This window comes from Limnohabitans sp. T6-5, assembly GCF_003063315.1.
In the GTDB taxonomy this organism is placed as follows: domain Bacteria; phylum Pseudomonadota; class Gammaproteobacteria; order Burkholderiales; family Burkholderiaceae_C; genus Limnohabitans_A.
This window is the reverse complement of the sequence record NZ_NERV01000002.1, coordinates 558,700-577,021: the sequence shown is the minus strand read 5'-3', so window position 1 is coordinate 577,021 and position 18,322 is coordinate 558,700. Positions and strand designations below refer to the sequence as shown.

General features: G+C 59.7%; 19 protein-coding genes and 1 riboswitch. Of the genes, 13 read left to right on the top strand and 6 right to left on the bottom strand.

The genetic code is table 11. The features are described from left to right. The first annotated feature begins 31 nt into the window (after nt 1-31). Nucleotides 32-766, top strand: a complete 735-nt coding sequence (locus B9Z51_RS08300) for an SIMPL domain-containing protein (RefSeq protein WP_108373593.1) — start codon at nt 32-34, stop codon at nt 764-766. Nucleotides 767-784: 18 nt separating this feature from the next. On the opposite strand, the gene B9Z51_RS08295 is transcribed toward B9Z51_RS08300, so the two are convergent. From B9Z51_RS08295 to B9Z51_RS08285, 3 genes are all read right to left on the bottom strand, one after another. Next, nucleotides 785-1,600 (bottom strand): sulfite exporter TauE/SafE family protein, encoded by an 816-nt coding sequence (locus B9Z51_RS08295; RefSeq protein ID WP_108373591.1) that lies wholly within the window; start codon nt 1,598-1,600, stop codon nt 785-787. Between the two features lie 249 nt (nt 1,601-1,849). Next, nucleotides 1,850-2,176 carry a cell division protein ZapA gene (locus B9Z51_RS08290; protein WP_108373589.1) on the bottom strand — a complete coding sequence of 109 codons (327 nt, stop codon included), beginning with the start codon at nt 2,174-2,176 and terminating at the stop codon, nt 1,850-1,852. Then, entirely contained in the window at nt 2,173-2,403 is a 231-nt protein-coding gene (locus tag B9Z51_RS08285) for a DUF904 domain-containing protein (protein ID WP_108373587.1), read from the bottom strand. Before B9Z51_RS08285 ends, B9Z51_RS08290 begins: the two co-directional genes overlap by 4 nt. Nucleotides 2,404-2,476: 73 nt before the next feature. After that, nucleotides 2,477-2,725: riboswitch (cobalamin riboswitch) on the top strand. 68 nt (nt 2,726-2,793) lie between these two features. Here B9Z51_RS08285 and B9Z51_RS08280 point away from each other — a divergent pair. The 7 genes from B9Z51_RS08280 to B9Z51_RS08250 all read left to right on the top strand — a co-directional run bounded on the left by B9Z51_RS08280 (nt 2,794) and on the right by B9Z51_RS08250 (nt 10,265). Continuing rightward, nucleotides 2,794-4,665, top strand: coding sequence for a TonB-dependent receptor domain-containing protein (locus B9Z51_RS08280; RefSeq protein WP_108373585.1), 1,872 nt, complete (start codon nt 2,794-2,796; stop codon nt 4,663-4,665). Further along, nucleotides 4,665-5,474, top strand: a complete 810-nt coding sequence (locus B9Z51_RS08275; RefSeq protein ID WP_108373583.1) for an ABC transporter substrate-binding protein — start codon at nt 4,665-4,667, stop codon at nt 5,472-5,474. The genes B9Z51_RS08280 and B9Z51_RS08275 overlap by 1 nt, the downstream gene beginning before the upstream one ends. Before the next feature lie 97 nt (nt 5,475-5,571). After that, nucleotides 5,572-6,420, top strand: coding sequence for an ABC transporter substrate-binding protein (locus B9Z51_RS08270; protein WP_108374876.1), 849 nt, complete (start codon nt 5,572-5,574; stop codon nt 6,418-6,420). Then, nucleotides 6,417-7,427, top strand: a complete 1,011-nt coding sequence (locus B9Z51_RS08265) for an iron ABC transporter permease (protein WP_108373582.1) — start codon at nt 6,417-6,419, stop codon at nt 7,425-7,427. The genes B9Z51_RS08270 and B9Z51_RS08265 overlap by 4 nt, the downstream gene beginning before the upstream one ends. Continuing rightward, nucleotides 7,424-8,188, top strand: coding sequence for an ABC transporter ATP-binding protein (locus B9Z51_RS08260; RefSeq protein WP_108373580.1), 765 nt, complete (start codon nt 7,424-7,426; stop codon nt 8,186-8,188). The genes B9Z51_RS08265 and B9Z51_RS08260 overlap by 4 nt, the downstream gene beginning before the upstream one ends. 16 nt (nt 8,189-8,204) lie before the next feature. After that, nucleotides 8,205-8,774, top strand: a complete 570-nt coding sequence (gene cobO / locus B9Z51_RS08255) for a cob(I)yrinic acid a,c-diamide adenosyltransferase (RefSeq protein WP_108374873.1) — start codon at nt 8,205-8,207, stop codon at nt 8,772-8,774. Between the two features lie 9 nt (nt 8,775-8,783). After that, nucleotides 8,784-10,265 (top strand): cobyric acid synthase, encoded by a 1,482-nt coding sequence (locus B9Z51_RS08250; protein ID WP_108373578.1) that lies wholly within the window; start codon nt 8,784-8,786, stop codon nt 10,263-10,265. On the opposite strand, the gene B9Z51_RS08245 is transcribed toward B9Z51_RS08250, so the two are convergent. Genes B9Z51_RS08245 through B9Z51_RS08235 form a run of 3 tightly spaced genes read right to left on the bottom strand, consistent with a single transcriptional unit; the run spans nt 10,259 to nt 12,949 of the window. Then, nucleotides 10,259-11,455: an amidohydrolase family protein gene (locus tag B9Z51_RS08245; protein WP_108373576.1), complete on the bottom strand. Its 1,197-nt coding sequence runs from the start codon at nt 11,453-11,455 to the stop codon at nt 10,259-10,261. The two genes, B9Z51_RS08250 and B9Z51_RS08245, sit on opposite strands and share 7 nt — an antisense overlap. Nucleotides 11,456-11,467: 12 nt before the next feature. Further along, nucleotides 11,468-12,169: a TetR/AcrR family transcriptional regulator gene (locus B9Z51_RS08240; RefSeq protein WP_108373574.1), complete on the bottom strand. Its 702-nt coding sequence runs from the start codon at nt 12,167-12,169 to the stop codon at nt 11,468-11,470. Between the two features lie 6 nt (nt 12,170-12,175). Continuing rightward, nucleotides 12,176-12,949, bottom strand: coding sequence for a ferredoxin--NADP reductase (locus tag B9Z51_RS08235; protein WP_108373572.1), 774 nt, complete (start codon nt 12,947-12,949; stop codon nt 12,176-12,178). A gap of 207 nt (nt 12,950-13,156) precedes the next feature. Here B9Z51_RS08235 and B9Z51_RS08230 point away from each other — a divergent pair, with 207 nt between their 5' ends. The 5 genes from B9Z51_RS08230 to B9Z51_RS08210 are packed head-to-tail and all read left to right on the top strand — an operon-like array spanning nt 13,157 to nt 18,232. After that, nucleotides 13,157-14,752, top strand: a complete 1,596-nt coding sequence (locus B9Z51_RS08230; RefSeq protein WP_108373570.1) for a 6-hydroxynicotinate reductase — start codon at nt 13,157-13,159, stop codon at nt 14,750-14,752. A gap of 10 nt (nt 14,753-14,762) precedes the next feature. After that, a complete protein-coding gene (locus B9Z51_RS08225; protein ID WP_108373568.1) occupies nt 14,763-15,683 on the top strand; it encodes a UPF0280 family protein in 921 nt (306 codons plus the stop codon). 20 nt (nt 15,684-15,703) lie between these two features. Next, complete coding sequence (locus B9Z51_RS08220; protein ID WP_108373566.1) at nt 15,704-16,348, top strand: amino acid synthesis family protein; 645 nt, start codon at nt 15,704-15,706, stop codon at nt 16,346-16,348. A 39-nt stretch (nt 16,349-16,387) separates the two neighbouring features. After that, nucleotides 16,388-16,972 carry an amino acid synthesis family protein gene (locus tag B9Z51_RS08215; RefSeq protein WP_108373564.1) on the top strand — a complete coding sequence of 195 codons (585 nt, stop codon included), beginning with the start codon at nt 16,388-16,390 and terminating at the stop codon, nt 16,970-16,972. A gap of 54 nt (nt 16,973-17,026) precedes the next feature. Then, nucleotides 17,027-18,232 carry an ABC transporter substrate-binding protein gene (locus B9Z51_RS08210; protein ID WP_108373562.1) on the top strand — a complete coding sequence of 402 codons (1,206 nt, stop codon included), beginning with the start codon at nt 17,027-17,029 and terminating at the stop codon, nt 18,230-18,232. Nucleotides 18,233-18,322 lie beyond the last annotated feature (90 nt).

Here is an 18,322-nt window from a genome sequence, read left to right as displayed (position 1 = left end):
CAATGAACAATCTGGTTATGACGAGGTCCATATGAGAAATTTCAACAGTTTGTCGGGGGCACTCATTTTTGCCTTGACCAGTGTGGTGGCTCAAGCGCAAAGCCCGTACATCAAGGTCCCTCCAACTTTGCAGGCTGCGCCATCCCAAATTGTTCATTTGAGTGCCTCAGCCTTTGCTCAGGTGACCCAGGATTGGTTGGTCATGATCATGGCCGTGCAAAAAGAAGGCACTGATGCCACCATGGTGCAAAATCAAGTCAAGACTCAGCTGGCATCCGCATTGGCCTTGGCACAAGCTTCGGCTCAGCCGGGGTTGCTGGATGTCAGCACGGGTCAATTGTCAATTTCCCCCCGTTATGGGCGCGATGGCAAAACCAATGGCTGGATGGGGAGGGCTGAATTGGTTTTGCAGGGGCGGGACATTGATCGCATCACAGGCGTGTCGGGACGCCTCCAAGGAATGGTCGTGAGCCAAGTGCAATGGGAAGTCAGCCCTGAACTCAGACGTCAGACTGAAAGCCGCATTCAGGGTGAAGCTGTGATGCAGTTCCAGTCACGCGCCAGTGCACTGGCCCGCAATTTTGGTTTTACCGGCTACAGCCTTCGAGAAGTGCGCGTGACCGATCAGGAAAATTTGGGGGAACCCAAGCTGCGCATGGCATCCATGCAGATGGAAGCTGCAGACACATCTCCCATGCCTATTCCTGCACAAGCTGGCCAGTCACGCGTGGTGGTCAATGTCTCAGGCAGCATCCAGCTTCAATGAGCGAATGCGCAAAAGAGCTCAGCCGCTCAGACCTTTAAAGAGCATGTAAGCAGCCAGCACATACAAAATACTTGCAAACACGCGTTTGAGCTGTTTGACAGGAAGTTTGTGGGCTGTGCTGGCGCCGACTGGAGCCATGGTCACGCTGCAAAGCGCAATGACCACCAGGGCTGGTAACCACAGATAGCCAAAAGAGTATTCGGGCAAATTCTGGACGGTTTGTCCGCTGGCGATATAGCCTGCCACATTGGCCAACGCAATCGGAAAGCCTAATGCAGCGCTTGTGGCCACCGCATTGTGAATGGCCACGTTGCACCAGGTCATGAAGGGCACGCTGATGAAACCACCACCGGCACCGACCAGTCCTGATAGCAAGCCGATGAATCCCCCTGCACCCAATTGACCTGCAAAACCAGGCATCTGACGTGTGGGCGCAGGTTTCTTGTCCAGAAACATTTGTGTTGCAGAAAAGCTCACAAATGCCGCAAAGAACAAAGCCAATGAAGTGCCTTTGACGACAGCAAAAATACCCAAACTGCCGATCAGGCTGCCCATCACGATGCCCGGCGCCAGACCCTTCACCAAGTCCCAACGAACAGCATTTTTCTTGTGGTGTGCTCGCACGCTGGATACCGATGTGAAAATGATGGTGGCCATGGAGGTGGCAATAGCCATCTTGACGGCCAAGTCCGGGCTCACGCCACGCTGGCCCAGCATCCAGGTCAGGAACGGCACCATGATCATGCCCCCGCCAATGCCGAGCAAGCCAGCCAGAAAGCCGGTGCACAAGCCAAGAACAGCCAATTGGCCCAAGAGCACGGGTTCGATGATCATGATGAAGGGGTGAAAGTAAATAAGGTGTCTGCGAGTGCCACCGGACCGGCATCCTGAACCGGGGTTCAGGTGGGCGAGGGCAGACTGGCGTTGGGTTCATCTGACGCGAGATGATCACGCTCACCAGCCAATGTACCAAGCCCGGGCTCTAAGAGCATTGGTTCAAGGAAATATAAAGCCCGGCATGCACCGCAGACCGAGCCATTGTAGGCGCTTTGTCCATGTATTCTTGGCCCGCTGTTGCAAGCGTCAAATCAACTGGCCATCACGCTCAATGATTTGATCCAGACGCGCCAGCAACTTTGTCAAACGTTCTTGCGATGGCTGGGGCAGATCGGCAACAGGTGCGCTGGTGGGTTGAATGCTGGCGGCCAGTTCCGCTTGATCAAAAGCCAGGTTCAGAGCAGCCAGCACAGCAATCCTGTCGCGGGCCTTGATCTTGCCCGCATCGCGGATTTTGCACATGGCGGCATCCACTTTGTGAACGGCAGCCAACAGACGTTCTTCGCCGTCCGGTGGGCAACCCAGGATGTAACTTTGGCCCATGATCTGGACCTCTAATTGCTGGGTAGTCATGAGGATGTCTCTGAAGAGGCCGATGCGCTGGATGTCGGCAAGCGTTCAATCAGCGCATCGACGCGTGCTCTGGCTGCCGCCAAACGGGATTTGAGCTGGTCGCGCTCTTGCGTGAGCGCTTGAACTTGCTGCGACAACAAAGCGTTGGTTCGTTGCAGCTCTTCGTGGCGCAGCAGCAGGTGATCCACACGCTCGGCGATCTGATCGATGGTGTCGGAATGGGCCATGGCAAACGGTGAAAGTGAGAACCTGATTGTAGGTCGTGTACGGGTCTGTGTAGGCTTGCAGACAGTTTGCCCCATAGAATACAAGCCAGTTGGTGCTCGCGAAGCCGGTTCACGGCCCGCAGTTCAACGGGAAGCAGGAGGGAAAAGCCACCACGGCCCACCTAACCTGCGCTGCCCCCGCAACGGTAAGCAGACGGGTCTTTGCAACAAACAAAGACTCCGCTTTCATCTCAAACCACTGGTCGCCCTGAAACAGGTGTCTGGGAAGGTGATGAAGGTCGCTCTGTCAGCCCGGATACCGGCCAACAAGGTGACCTGTCGCAAGACAGGTTGTGAAGCCCATGCACTGTCGGGGAAGGCGGTGAGGGCGCTTTGACTTGTTAGTTTTTCATGAAAAATCGTTCTATTTGTGCACGCTCTGTGGTGCCTGCTCTTTACGTTTTGTCTTTGGGCGCGTCCCTACAGGCACAAACCATTGAAATCAATCCGGTGGTCATCACGGGTGCGCGCATCGAGCAACCGCTTTCGCAGGCACTGACTTCCGTTTCTGTGATCACGCGTCAGGAAATCGAAAAATCCCAATCTCCGACACTCGCTGATTTGTTGCAAGGCGAAGCTGGTTTTGAATTTGGTCGCAATGGTGGCCCCGGGACCACAACGTCTTTCTTCTTGAGGGGTCAAAACAGCATCAATGCTGTTGTGCTGATCGATGGCGTTCGCTCACAAGTGGATTCGCTGGGGTCACTGCAGGTGCTGGATGTGCCTTTGTCCCAAATTGAACGCATTGAGTTGTTGCGTGGCAATGCCAGCGCTTTGTATGGCGATGCGGCCATCGGCGGCGTGATCAGCATCACCACCCGCAATGGCAAAGGGACCCCTGCGGCGTATGGCTCCATGTCTTATGGTTCACGCAACAGCCTCGATGCTTCAGTCGGGTACGGTGGCAAGTTGGAAGATTACCGCTTCAATGTGCAGGCGGGCATCAAGAATACCGATGGTTTTTCGGCGATCAACACCCAACAACAGCCTGCGGCGAACCCAGACCGAGATGGCCACAGTGGTGAGTTCATGTCTGCGCGTGTTGTAAAGATGCTGAGCCCCGATGCCACGTTGGGTATCCGCTTGCAAGGTGGCCGATCAACGGCAGACACAGACAATACATGGGCCACTTCGCCGCTGGATACCCAACAGTTCAAAAAACGCAACAACACCCTCGGGATGTTCTGGCGTCAAGCTTTCTCTTCCGACTGGATCAGTCAAGTGGATATTTCTACTTCATCTCTGACCTATGAAGACATCGAAAACGGCCAGCGTTTGAGTTCTTATGGACTGTTTGAAGGTCGACAAAATCTTGTGCGTTGGTTCAATACATGGCAAGCAGGCACCGATACTGCTGTGAGTTTTGGTGCCGATGTCTCGAGCGATAACTTTAAAGTCGATCGTGGAAATGCTTACGAAATGCAGCGCAATGCCACCGGGATTTTTGCTGGGGTGACTCAAAAGTTGGGCGCATTCACGGCTCAGGTTAATGTGCGCCATGATGATGTGAAGGTTGATAACCATGAGCCGGGTTCGCCAACAGGCAGCAATCGATCTGGTGCAGATACTGGCCTACTGGGCTTGGGTTATGCCATCACGCCCGCATGGTCTGTGACGGGAACGGTGTCCAACGGTTTCAGGGCTCCGACCGCATCGGAGGTCTCCAAGAACCCACAACTCAAACCTGAAACACACCAAAGTTCAGAAATCGGCACAAGCTATGCGGTCGACAGCTTGCTGGCCCGTGTCGTTTACTTTGACACCCGCACCTCTGATGCCATTGTTTACAAACCGCTGCAGGGTTCGGATTACACCTACGAGTCGGTGGGCCGTGTGAGCAACCGGGGTTTTGAGGCCACCTTGCGCTCACAGTGGCGTGCTTACACCATCAAGGCTTCTGCGGTAACTCAGGATCCCTTCAATGAAGTGAGCCAAAAGCCGATGGACCGCAGGGCCAAGAATTATGGTTCCCTCGATATCTCTCGCACCTTTGGCCTTTATGACGCGGGTGCCAGACTGTATGCTTCTGGTGAGCGTCCGGATGGTTCACACACTTTGGTCGGTTACACCCTGTGGTCTTTCTACGCCAGCCGCAAGATTGACGAGAACTGGACGGCTCGCTTGCGTCTGGAAAACGCTTTCGACAAGCAGTACCAGCTGGCCTATGGTTACAACACCCCAGGCCGCGGCTTGTTTGCCACCTTGCAATACAGTCCCAAGTGATGACCCCTGCTGCCCTTGCCCCCCAACGCATCGTGTGCCTGACCGAAGAGGCCACCGAGTGGTTGTACCTGCTGGGGCAAGAGCAGCGCATTGTGGGCATCTCGGGCTACACGGTGCGTCCGCGCCGGGCCCGGGAGGAAAAGCCCAAGGTCAGTGCTTTTTTGAGCGCCAAGATCGACAAGATCCTGGCGCTCAAGCCCGATTGTGTTTTTGGATTTTCTGACCTGCAGGCCGACATTGCGTCTTTGCTCATCAAGGCCGGTGTGCAGGTCACCATCTTCAATCAGCGCAGCGTCGACGAGATTTTCTCGATGCTGTATCAGGTCGCAGCCATGGTGGGCGAGTCCGATCAGGGACTGGTCAAGCTGTCTGCCATGCGCGCTGAGTTGGAGGCCATCGCGCACAAGGCGGCGAGCTTCAAGCGACGCCCCAAAGTGTTTTTTGAAGAATGGGACGAGCCGCACATCAGCGGCATCCGCTGGGTGTCTGAACTCATCGGCATCGCCGGTGGAGACGATATTTTTCCTGAGCTGGCCGTGCAATCGCTGGGCAAGGACCGCATCATTGCCGACGCGCAGACCATCATTGACCGTGCGCCGGACATCATCATTGGCTCGTGGTGCGGCAAAAAATTCCGACCTGAAAAAGTGGCGGCCCGTCCTGGCTGGCAAGACGTGCCAGCAGTGCGCAACGGGCAGTTGTTTGAGATCAAGTCGGCCGACATCCTGCAACCGGGCCCAGCGGCGTTGACCGATGGCGTGGCGCAGTTGCACCGCATCATCAGCCAATGGGAGGCCGAATATGCGTGATTTTTGCTGCACACCTGAGATGAAGCTGGCCCTGCGTCAAGCCCGAAGTGAACGCGCGAGTCTGCACGCGTTTGGCTTGAAAACGCTGCTCTTGTTCATGCCCTTGTTGCTGGCGAGTGCGTGGGCCGTGGCGTTGACCGTGCAAGACGACCGCCAGCAAAAAATCGAGATCAGCAAACCGCCGCAGCGCATCGTGAGCTTGCTGCCTTCACTGACTGAAACCGTGTGTGCGTTGGGCGCCTGCCACCGGTTGGTCGGGGTGGACCGTTATTCCAACTGGCCCGCATCCATTGCGCAGGTGCCCCGCGTGGGCGGCGGCCTTGATCCGAACATTGAAAGCATCGTCGCGCTCAAGCCCGACATGGTGTTGGCGGCGGGCTCGACCCGTGGTGCAGACCGTTTACAAGCCCTAGGCCTGACGGTGTTGCGCCTGGAGCCGCGAACCCATGCCGACGCACAGCGTGTGCTGCGCACCGTGGGCGATGCCTTGTGGGTGTCCCCCGCCGAAAGCGAACGCGTTTGGCGCGGGATCGAGGCGGGCGTGCAAGCCGCCTCCCAATCGCTCAGTCCGCAGGCGCGCCAACAGCGGGTGTATTTTGAAGTCAACGCCGCCCCATATGGCGCCAGCGAAGCGTCCTTCATCGGCGAAACGCTCACGCGCATGGGGGTGGGCAACATTCTGCCGGCCTCGATGGGGCCGTTTCCGCAGGTCAATCCCGAGTTTGTGGTACGTGCCCAGCCTGACGTGATCATGGCTGGAGACAGCAGCCGCATCAGCATGGCGCAGCGCCCGGGTTGGTCCGCTTTGCGTGCCATGCAGGCGCAACGCATTTGCGTGTTCAAACAAGCCGAATCCGACATGCTGGTGCGTGCCGGTCCGCGCATGGCCGAAGGTGCCAGACTCATGGCCGATTGCCTGAACAAAGCCGCAGGGGCAGGGCGATGAGCGATCAGGCCCGTGCGCACCGCTGGGTTGGTTTGTTGCTCTTTGTCGGTGCGACGTCGGTCCTGCTGGGCACCGTTGCGGGCAGCCAGGGCTGGCAAGCCTGGTGGCCTGCTCAGGCCGATGAGGTGTCGCGCCAGATTGTGTGGGACATCCGCCTGCCACGCAGCCTGGGCGCTTGGCTGGGCGGTGGCTTGCTGGGCTTGGCCGGTGCCGTGGCGCAGGGGCTGTTTCGCAACCCGCTGGCCGATCCGTATTTGCTGGGCAGCGCCTCGGGCGCGTCGTTGGGCGTTGGCACTTATTTGAGCCTGTTCGGCGGCAGCGCCTGGGTCATGACTTGGTGGATGGGCTTGGGGCTCACGGGCGCGGCTTTTGTGGGGGCCGTGCTGGCCGTCATCCTGACGTTGCTCTTGGCGCGTGGCGTGCAGCAGACCCTGCGCTTGCTGCTGGCCGGTGTGGTGGTGGGCGTCGTGCTCGGCGCCATCACTTCAATGTTGTCTTTGCTACAGCCGCAGGTGCTGCAAGCCATGCAGGGCTTCATGCTCGGCTCCACCTCTTTTGTCAGCTGGGCGGCTTGTTCCACCCTGGCCATGGTTTTGATCCTTTGCCTGGCCCTGGCCTGGACCTTTGCCCGCGTGCTGGATGCTTTGACCTTGGGCGAGTCCACCGCGCAAACTCTGGGCGTGCCGCTGCGTTCAGCCCGCCTGGTGCTGGTGGGCGTGATTTCTCTGGCCACGGGTGCCGCCGTGGCACACATCGGGCTGGTGGCGTTTGTGGGCTTGGCTGCGCCGCACCTGGTGCGTTCGCTGGTGCGATGCACCCATGCGTGGCGCTTGCTGCTGGCCGCACTCATGGGCGGCGCTTTGTTGTCATTGGCCGATGTGCTGGCCCGTGTGCTGTTTGCCCCGCAAGAGTTGCCGGTGGGCGTGCTCACGGCGGTGCTGGGTGGGGGCTATCTGTTGTGGCGCGTGTACCGGGACACGCACCACGGTGCAGGAGCCGCGCCATGAGCTTCGCCCTGGAAACCCTGCAACTGCTGGTGGACCTGGGCGGCCGCCGCGTGCTGAACGGCCTTGACCTGCAGATCGCCACGGGTCGATGGACTTGCGTGGTCGGCCCCAACGGCGCGGGCAAATCTACCTTGCTCAGGGCGCTGGCCGGTTTGTTGCAGCACAGCGGGCAGGTGCTTTGGCAGGGCCAAGCGCTCGAAACCATCTCTCGCCGTGATCGTGGTTTGCAGCTTTCCTGGCTGGGGCAGGGCGAAGCGACCACGCTCGACCTGCGCGTTTGGGACGTGGCCATGCTGGGCCGGCTGCCGCATCAGGGCTGGCTGGGGGCCGCAACCGAACAGGACCGTCAAATGGTCGAAGCCGCCTTGAAAGCCACCCAAGCCTGGGATTGGCGCGAACGCACGCTGGGAGAACTCTCGGGCGGCGAGCGCCAGCGCGTGCTGTTGGCTCGAGCCATGGCGGGCAATGCGCCGCTCATGCTGATGGACGAGCCCTTGGCCAACCTCGACCCACCGCACCAGGTGGACTGGCTGGAGCAGGTGCACTGCCTGATCGCGCAGGGCACCACGGTGGTCAGCGTGCTGCATGAAATCGGCATGGCCTTGCATGCCGATGAGGTGGTCGTCATGGACGAAGGGCACGTTGTGCACCATGGTGCTTGCAGCGACACCGACACCCACGCGGCCATCGAATGTGTGTTTGATCACCGCATTCGCATTTGTGCGCTGGATGGACAATGGGTCGTGCTGCCGCGTCTTTGACAGCTGTTTGGACGCCATGCAAATCGAACCCGTGCCCACCGAACGTCGAAAACCCGTCGAAGTGGCCGGGCGCCGGGGACTTGTCATCATCCACACCGGTGACGGCAAAGGCAAAAGCACTGCAGCCTTTGGGCTGGCAATCCGCGCGCACGGACGCGGCAAGGCCGTCAAGATTTTTCAATTCATGAAAGTGCCCTCTGCACGGTTTGGCGAGCACCGCCTGTTTGAGCAAATCGGCCTGCCCATCGAGGGCTTGGGTGACGGCTTCAGCTGGAAAAGCCGAGATCTGGAACACTCCGCGCAACTGGCCCGCGAGGGGTGGCAAAAAGCTAAAGCCGCCATTCTGGGGGGTGAACTGTTTCTGGTCGTGCTGGACGAGCTGACCTATCCGCTACGCTATGGTTGGGTGCCGCTGCAAGAGGTCATTGTCACCTTGCGTGGACGGCCCAGTCATGTGCATGTGTGCGTGACGGGCAGGCGTTGCCCACAAGAGCTGATTGATGTGGCCGACACGGTGACCGAAATGGTCAAAATCAAACACGCCTATGAACAAGGCATCCCCGCCCAGCGCGGGATTGAAGACTGAAGGACCGCAATGAGCGCACGTTGCATCATGGTGCTGGGCACGTCCAGCGGTGCTGGCAAAAGCTGGCTGACCACGGCGCTGTGCCGCCATTACGCCCGCCAGGGGCTCAAAGTGGCCCCCTTCAAAGCGCAAAACATGAGCAACAACGCCCGCGTGGTGGCCCGTGCTAAGGGAATGGGTGAAATCGGCAGCGCGCAATACTTTCAGGCACTGGCCGCCAAAGCCGAGCCCGATGTGCGCATGAACCCGCTGCTGCTCAAACCCGAGGCCGACACCCGCAGCCAGGTCGTGCTGCTGGGCGAGGTCAATGAAGTGCTGAGCCATACCCCCTGGCGTGGTCGCAGTGAAAAAGTCTGGCCAACCATTGCCGCAGCACTGGATGAACTGATCGCCGAAAATGATGTGGTCGTGATCGAAGGCGCGGGCTCACCGGCCGAGATTAACCTGATGGACAGTGACATCGTCAACCTTCGCGTGGCCCGTCACGCCAACGCGCAATGCCTGCTCGTGACCGATATCGACAAGGGCGGGGCCTTTGCCCACTTGTACGGCACCTGGGCGCTTTTGCCACCTGAGGACCAGCAGCGCATCAAAGGTTTTGTGCTGAACAAGTTCCGAGGCGATGCCAGTTTGTTGGCGCCCGCGCCCGAGATGCTGCAACAACTCACCGGTGTGCCTACTGTGGCGGTGCTGCCCATGTGGTGGCAACACGGTCTGCCTGAAGAAGATGGCGTCTTCGATGACCGCAGTCGCGCCACTGGGGTGGTGACCCAAACCGTGGCCGTGATCGCCTACCCGCGCATCAGCAACCTGGATGAATTTCAGCCACTCAAAAACGTGCCCGGCCTGCGTCTGCTCTGGGCGCGCAGTCCAGCCGATCTGGCGGGCTTGCTGGCGAGCGATTGGGTGATCTTGCCCGGCAGCAAACACACCAGCAGCGACCTGGCTTGGCTGCGCCAGCAAGGACTTGATGAGGCCATCGCCCATCACGCAAGACACGGTGGTGCGGTGTTGGGCATTTGCGGCGGGCTGCAAATGTTGGGCGAAGCGCTCATCGACACACAGGGCATCGACGGCAATGCACCGGGTTTGGGCTTGTTGCCACTGGTTACGCACTTCGCGCAGGACAAAACCGTGACAAAAACCCAGGCCCGTTTCGCTCAAGTGCAGGGCGCATGGTCTGCCCTGAGTACTGTCGAGGTGTCAGGCTACGAAATTCACCACGGCCAGACCCAGGGACACAGCGCCATGCTGGCGGATGGCGTCGTTGTGCACGAAGTCATGCCCGGTCTGGCCTGGCAAAGTGGCGATGGGCAAGTGCTGGGCACATACCTGCACGGTCTTTTTGAGTGTCCTGCCGTCCTGCAAGCCTTGTTTGGTGCGCAGGCCCCCACGCTGGAGACGGTGTTTGAAGGCCTGGCTGATTACATCGCGCAACATGTCGATGCGGACATCTTGCGCAAACTGATGGAGCCAGCCCCCGCTCAGTGACCGCTGACGACCACCGGGATTTCTGTGGCGGGGGGCGTGTTGCGGCTGCGGCCACAACGCACCATGCCGTCGATCATGACCATGCCAATGCCGGGAATGTCGCCCAGCTGAACGCTCTCCAGCAGAGTTTTGCCTGCGGTGTGCTGAGCTCGGTCCATGAAAACAAAATCGGCTGCCCGACCGACTTCGATCAGTCCGCAATTGAGGTTGCGGATTCGCGCCGTGTTGCCCGTAGCAAAACAAAACACCAACTCGGCCGGGATGTTGGCCAGACTCGACAGCAGCGACACCATGCGCAACATGCCCAGCGGTTGCACGCCCGAGCCCGCTGGGCCATCGGTGCCCAAAATGATGCGGTGCGGGCACTTGAGTTCAAGTGCCGCCCGTGCCGCCGCAATGGCCACCCGCTCGTTGCCGTTGTGCACGATCTCGATGGCGCGTGAGGATTTTTCGCACAACTCACAAACATGGGCTTCGGGCAGCGAGGTGTGCCCGCCGTTGATGTGGCCAATGACGTCGGCATCGGCTTCAAGCACCACGTCCTTGTCGATCATGCCCGAGCCCGGAATCGAGGGGCCGCCCGTGTGGATCGTGCTTTGGATGCCGTGCTTGCGGGCCCAGGCCACCATTTGCTGGGCCTCGTACCCGGCCTTGACGGAACCCAGGCCGACTTCGCCCAGCAACGTGACGCCTGCGTCGGCCAGGTCCTTGAAGTCTTGCTCGGTCATGCCTTTTTCGATGATGGGCGCACCCGCGATCACCTTCACGCCCCCAGGGCGGAAATTGTCAAAAGCGCGTTGTGCCGTGATGGCCAGTGCTTTGAGGCCCACGATGTCTTTGGGGCGGCCGGGCAAATGCACTTCACCGGCCGAGACCATAGTGGTCACGCCGCCGTTCATGGTCGAGTCGATCCAGCCGATCTGGTTTTGGCGCGGTGTCCAATCGCCAAACACTGGATGCACATGGCTGTCGATCAAGCCTGGGCAGACACAAGTTTGCCTGGCGTCGATCACGGTTTGGGCGCCTTCCAGATCGCAATCCTTCTCGCGGCTTACGGCAGTGATGAGGCCGTCATGCACGACGATGGTGTCTGCCTGCAAGATGGGCTGATCAAGATCGCCCGAGAGCAGCAAGCCAATGTTCTTGATGACGACTTTGCCGGATGTGCCGGTGGTGCTGAGGTCTGCCATGAGGGGGTCTCCTTATTGAGTGGGTTGGATGTGAGGGTTGACCACGCGAAACACGGTGTCAATGACGAAAGCTTTCCATTGCGCCACAGCCTGTGGCGCGTCGATGTTCTCGCCCAAAAAGGCCGACAGCGTGTGGCGGTTGGACATGTAGAAATAGCCCGTGGCGGCAATCAGAAGATAAACGTCACGCGCCGAAATGTCTGCGCGAAACAGGCCTTGCGACACACCTGCGCGCAAGATGTCGCCGATCACCGCGATGGCTGGCGAGGAATACTCTCGTGCCCGCAAAGATTTCGCAATGTGTTTGCCCTTGTGCAGGTTTTCGGTGTTGAGCAAGGTGACAAATTCCGGGTGAGCCCGGTAGTAGTCGATCACGAAGTGCACCACCTGCTCCAGCGCGGCCAGTGGCTGGCTCACATCCAGCACCAACTCGGCCTCGGCGTCGTTCATGCGCCGGTAAATCGTCTCCAGCACTTCGATGAACAAGCCTTCTTTGCTGCCGAAGTAGTAATAGATCATGCGGTCATAGGACTTGGCCTGCCGCGAAATCTTTTCGACACTGCCGCCTTCATAGCCGTGCTGTGCAAACACCTTGATCGCAGCACGCAGAATGCTTTCGCGTGTTTGTTGAGCGCTGTGTTCGCGAACGCCTACAACGCGCTTGGCGCCCGCCTTGGCCAGACTGGTTTTGGGTTGGCGTGCAGCAGTCACCATGGGTGTTTATTTCTCGACAAATGCCCGTTCAATCACAAAGTCACCAGGGGTACTGGTGTTGCCCTCGACAAAGCCCTGTGTCTCCAGCATGTGCTTGAGGTCGTTGAGCATGCCCGGGCTGCCGCACAGCATCACCCGGTCTTGCGCTGGGCTCATGGGTGGCAAACCCAAGTCGGTGAACAGTTTGCCATTTTCGATCAGCGACGTCACACGGCCCATGTTGCGGTAAGTCTCGCGTGTGACTGTGGGGTAGTAGCGCAATTGTTTGCTGATCATGTCGCCCAGGAATTCATGCCGTGGCAAGTGGTCAACGATCAGGTCGTGGTAGGCCAGTTCATCGACTTGTCGCACGCCGTGGACCACGATCACGCTCTCAAATTTTTCGTAGGTATCCGGGTCGCGGATGATGCTCAGGAAGGGGGCCAAGCCCGTGCCGGTCGACAGCAGGTACAAGCGTTTGGCGGGCGTCAGGTAGTCGATCAGCAAGGTGCCCGTGGGCTTTTTGCCGACGATGATGGTGTCGCCCACCTGGATGTGCTGCAGGTGTGAAGTCAAAGGGCCTTCTTCGACCTTGATGCTCAAAAACTCCAGATGCTCTTCGTAGTTGGGGCTGGCGATGCTGTACGCCCGCAGCAGGGGCTTGCCGTTCAAGCGAAGGCCAATCATGGTGAAGTGGCCATTGGAAAAACGCAGCGAGGGATCGCGTGTGGTGGTGAAGGTGAACAGGCGGTCTGTCCAGTGGTGTACGCTCAAAACACGTTCTTCAAGAAAGGCGCTCATGGTCGATCAAAGTCTGGTTGAACTGAAGAAAACCCCTTGGCCGAGCCTTGCGGAACAGCTTGGGAAAAACACGGTTGCACTGCAAAACAGGATGCGCTATATTGGTTTTAATGTAGTGAACGCAACATTTTGGTGTTGTGAATGCTACACAGAATAAAACCGTCGTGCAAGCGCGCACTTTGGCTTTTTTGACCAGCAGAAACCGAGATGACCGAACACTCAAAAACCGATGGGCTTCCCGGCATGGAGGCACCCGCGATGCCGCTGGTGCATGAGCGCGCCAAGCCGCGCAATGAGCGCATGAGCGGTGCCAAGATCGAGTGCAATGCCTGCCCCGTCCTTTGCCAAATTTCTGAAGGTCGGCTCGGGGCGTGCGACCGTTATGCCAACCGCGAAGGTCTGCTGGTGCGTGTGGACCCGGTGGTTTTTTTGCGCCGCACGCTGGAAAAAGATGAGCCAGTGCTCGTGCCGTTTGCGGCGGGTGCATCCGATGAAGGCCCAACCGAGTGGAATGGTGACCTGCTCAACACCGATCAGGTGTTTGTGACGGGCGTGGGCTCGTCCACCACTTATCCCGATTACAAACCGGCGCCTTTCATCGTGTCTTCGCAGGTCGATGGGGTGGACATGGTGACCGTGGTCACCGAAGGCATTTTCAGCTACTGCAGTTTCAAGGTGAAGATCGACACGGACCGCTTCCTGGGGGCGGAGCAAGCCAATGTGCGCATGAAGGGCGAGGTGGTGGGCCACGTCACCACCGCTGAATATGGCTCGCAAATGCTGTCGCTCGGTGGGGTGCACCACTTGACCGGGGGCAGTAAAAAAGAAGGCCGCGTCACCGTGGACATGATGCAGGCTTTGGGCAACAAGCAAGCGGTGGAGCTGACCATCGATGGCGGCGCACAGCTGGTGATCCAGGCAGGCCAAGCGCCCATCGTCAACGGCGTGCAGGAGCAGCGCATGCGCGTGGGTTGCGGCTCGGCTGTGGTGGGCATTTTTGCCAAGCAATTTTTGGGCTTGGCCGACGAGGTGGTGGTGCTCGACGACCACATCACCGGCGTGCTGACCGAGCACCAGGCGGGGCGCTGCCTGGACATGAAGCCCTCGGGCATTGACATGCGTGGGCGCAAATCGACCCCCGGGCGGTACTTCCAGGTGGCCAATCCGGGCAATGGCTGGGGAGGCACCGACATTGCCGATCCCTTGTCCATCATCGAAGGCTGGGACCCGCAAGTGGCCTGGCCGGGCTTGCGAATGCTCATGACCTCGACCACGGGTGAGCATGCGGCTTGGTATGTCCTCAACGCGCAATTGCAGGCCGTGCCGCAAGACATGCCTGCGGCAGTGCGGGCCATTGTGGAGCGCATTGGCGAGAACTGCGAACCCTCGCTGTGCAGCGTGATGTTTTTGGGGGGCGCAGGCGGCAGCTTGCGGGCCGGGGTAACTGAAAACCCTGTCTTGCTCACGCGTGCCATCAAGCAGGCCTTGGTCAATGTGACGTGTGGCGGTGCCCCAGCCCTTGTCTGGCCTGGTGGTGGCATCACCGTGATGTCGGATGTGCTGCGCATGCCGGACAACAGTTTTGGCACGGTGCCCACGCCAGCCATCATTGCCCCGATGGAGTTCAGCATGCGACTGTCCGATTACCAGGCCTTGGGCGGGCACATGGCATATGTGCGCTCGCTGCAGGAGGTCTTGAAGCAAGGTGCCTGGCACAGCGACGGCGCCCCAACGGCCCTGTCATGGCAGGCCCAAGCGCAGGCCAACCCCTGGCCGCTCGGGCAAGACCCGATGCTCGGATGAAGGGCTGCGCGTGAGTGCTACTCGTCACCGCTTGCCCGACGGCCGTTGGCATTTCCAGCACGGCCCCATGGACATCGTGATCGGTGCCGACCCTTTGGGGCCGGACGGTGAAGCTGCCGTGGCGCTCGCGCACGAACAAGCCTGGACGCGTTTTGAGCCCTTGCTGGCGGAATTGATGGCTGAATGGCCCGTGTTGCGCTTGCCTGTAAAAGCCGGTGCGCCCTGTCCTTTGCAAGGGGGTGTGGCGCGGCGCATGTGGCAGGCCTGCGCACCCTGGGTAGACCAGACCTACATCACGCCCATGGCCGCAGTGGCGGGCAGTGTGGCGCAAGAGCTGCTGGCTTGTTATGACCGCGCAGGCGTGGCACGGGCCTGGGTCAACAATGGCGGTGACATTGCCTTGCACCTGGCACCCGGTCAGTCGGTGCGGGTGGGCTTGTACGCCGATTTGGCGCGTCTGCAAGTGCACGAGTTGATGCAGGGCTTGAACCTCGATGGTGCATTTGAAGTGACGCAACCCATGCCCGTGCGCGGCGTGGCCACCAGTGGCTGGCGCGGCCGCAGCTTTTCTCTGGGCATTGCCGACAGCGTGACGGTGTTGGCCGCCACGGCGGCGCAAGCCGATGCGGCGGCCAGCATCATTGCCAATGCGGTCAATGTGGCGCATCCAGGCATCGTTCGTCAGCCCGCCAACAGCCTGCGCGACATGACCGATCTGGGTGATTTGGAGGTGACAGTGGATGTGCCGAGCTTGCCTGTAGAGTGCATTCAGCAGGCTCTTGAGGCAGGATGGCAGCGTGCACGAGAATGTCAGTCGCAGGGCTTGATCGCGGCGGCGGCTCTGGTGTGTCAGGGGCAAACGCGCTTGCTGCCCCTGATCGCAGCGACTGAGCCCTTATCCTTTGAGGAAAACCCTCTGGCCTTGGCCTGAGAAATGCTTATGGTGACGAAATGATTGAAATACGACGCGTGTTCACCCAAGTGGAAGAAATCTTCCATGAGTTCGGTCCTGCGCCTGCCCAGCCCCTGCTGCGCGGCGCCATCGGTGCGGTGATGACCAACCCCTATGCGGGCCGTTATGAGCCCAACATCTTGCCGATGATGGATGCCTTGCAGGATGTGGGCATTGACATGGCGCGTCAGCTGCTGGCGGCCATGGACGTGCCTGCAGAGCGCATCGCCACGTATGGCAAAGGGGCAATTGTCGGTGAGCTGGGTGAGCTCGAACATGGCGCGCTGTGGCATGTGCCGGGTGGTTACGCCATGCGCGAATTGCTGGGCTGGAAGGGGGACCGCGCCGCGTACAAGGCAGGCAAGGTCGATGAAAAGCCCACCGGCCAGCCAGGCAATGCCTTGGCCATCGTGCCTTCGACCAAAAAAGTCGGCCCTCCTGGGGCCTCGCTGGATGTGCCGTTGACCAACATCAACGCCTCTTATGTGCGCGGCCAGTTTGATGCCATTGAGGTACGCGTGCCTGGCGCACCGTTGTCGGATGAAATTGTCTTCATACTTGCCATGAGCACGGGTTACCGCATCCATTCACGCGTGGGCGGTTTGCTTGCCGAAGACATCAGCCAATGGAACGGCCTGCGCTGATTCCAAACGACCACACACACCCTCAAGGAGACGTCTTCGATGACCGCCAACATCCGAAAAATAATTGTTCAAGTGGACGAAACACGCCAGGAGATGGGACGTGCCGTCACGCCCCCCACACGCCGCGCTTTGGCCATGGCCGTGATCGCCAACCCCTATGCCGGGCGCTACAGCGAGAACCTGGACGAGCTCATCGCCATCGGTGAAGAGCTGGGCGCCTTGCTGGGGCAAAAATGCGTGAAGGCTTTGGGGATTGAGCCTGGGCAGGCGCAAAGCTATGGCAAGGCCGCCATCGTGGGTGAAGCCGGTGAGCTGGAACACGCCGCCGCCATCTTGCACCCCAAGCTGGGCGCGCCTTTGCGCGCAGCGGTTGAAAAAGGCGCTGCGCTGGTGCCTTCGGCCAAAAAGCGTGGCGGCATGGGCACCGCCATTGATGTGCCCTTGGGCCACAAGGATGCGGCGTTTGTGCGCAGTCATTTTGATGCCATGGAAGCGCGTGTGAGCGATGCGCCGCGCGCACAAGAAATTGTGGTCGCTGTGGTGGTCACCGACAGCGGTCGTCCGCTGCCCCGCATCGGCGGTTTGCAAGTGCATGAGATTCAAGGTCAGGACGGTTTGCGCTGAACAGCAAACCTCTTTTTTTGCGTTCGTTTTTTAACCCACCACAGGAGATCTTTCATGAAAGCAGTCAACCCTTTGCGCCGCGCCGTGGCGCTGGCGGCCCTTGCCTGGGTCGCCGTGCCCGCGCAGGCCCAAAGCACCTTCAAGATCGGTGAGATCAACAGCTACAAAGCCCAACCCGCTTTCCTGGAGCCCTACAAAAAAGGCATGGAGCTGGCCATTGACGAGATCAACGCCGGCGGTGGTGTGATGGGCAAGAAGTTCGAGCTGGTCACGCGCGACGACAACGCCAACCCGGGTGATGCCGTGCGCGTGGCCGAAGAGCTGATCTCGCGTGAAAAAATCGATGTGCTGACCGGCACTTTCCTGTCCAACACCGGCTTGGCTGTGGCCGACTTTGCCAAGCAGAAAAAGGCTTTTTTCCTGGCCGGAGAGCCGCTGACCGACAAGCTGACCTGGCAAGGCGGCAACGCCTACACCTTCCGTTTGCGCCCTGGCACTTACATGCAGGCGGCCATGCTGGTGCCTGAGGCCGTGAAGCTCAAGAAAAAACGCTGGGCTGTGGTCTACCCCAACTATGAATACGGCCAGTCAGCCGTGGCCGCATTCAAGACCTTGCTCAAAGCTGCCCAGCCCGATGTGGAGTTTGTGGCCGAGCAGGCACCACCGCTGGGCAAGCTCGACGCGGGCAGCGTGGTGCAGGCCCTGGCCGATGCCAAGCCCGATGCGATTTATAACGTGTTGTTCGGCGCCGACCTGTCCAAGTTTGTGCGCGAAGGCAACACCCGTGGCTTGTTCCAGGGGCGTGAAGTCGTCAGCATGCTGACCGGTGAACCCGAGTACCTGGACCCGCTCAAGGACGAAACCCCGAACGGCTGGATCGTGACCGGCTACCCCTGGAGCACCCACAACACCAAAGAGCACACCGCCTTCTTGCAGGCTTACCAGGCCAAGTTCAAGGACTACCCACGTCTGGGCTCGATGGTTGGCTATGTGATGATCAAGTCGGTGGCTGCTGGTGTGGCCAAGGCGCAAGGTGCAGATTCAGAAAAATTGCGCGTGGCCTTCCGGGGCCTGCAAGTGGACACCCCCTTGGGCAAGATCACCTACCGCGCTGAAGACCACCAGTCGACCATGGGCGCTTTTGTGGGCCGCACCAAGAACGAAGGCGGCAAAGGCGTGATGGTGGATGCGCGTTACCTCGACGGTGCGCAGTTCCAGCCCTCGGCTGCCGAAGTCAAGAAGTCGCGCAACGCAGACTGATGGATTGGATTCACGCTTGAGTGATGGACATCCCCTGGGGCAGTGCCCCAGGGGATGCCACGACCGGGCCTTTTTCGAAATGATCCCCTC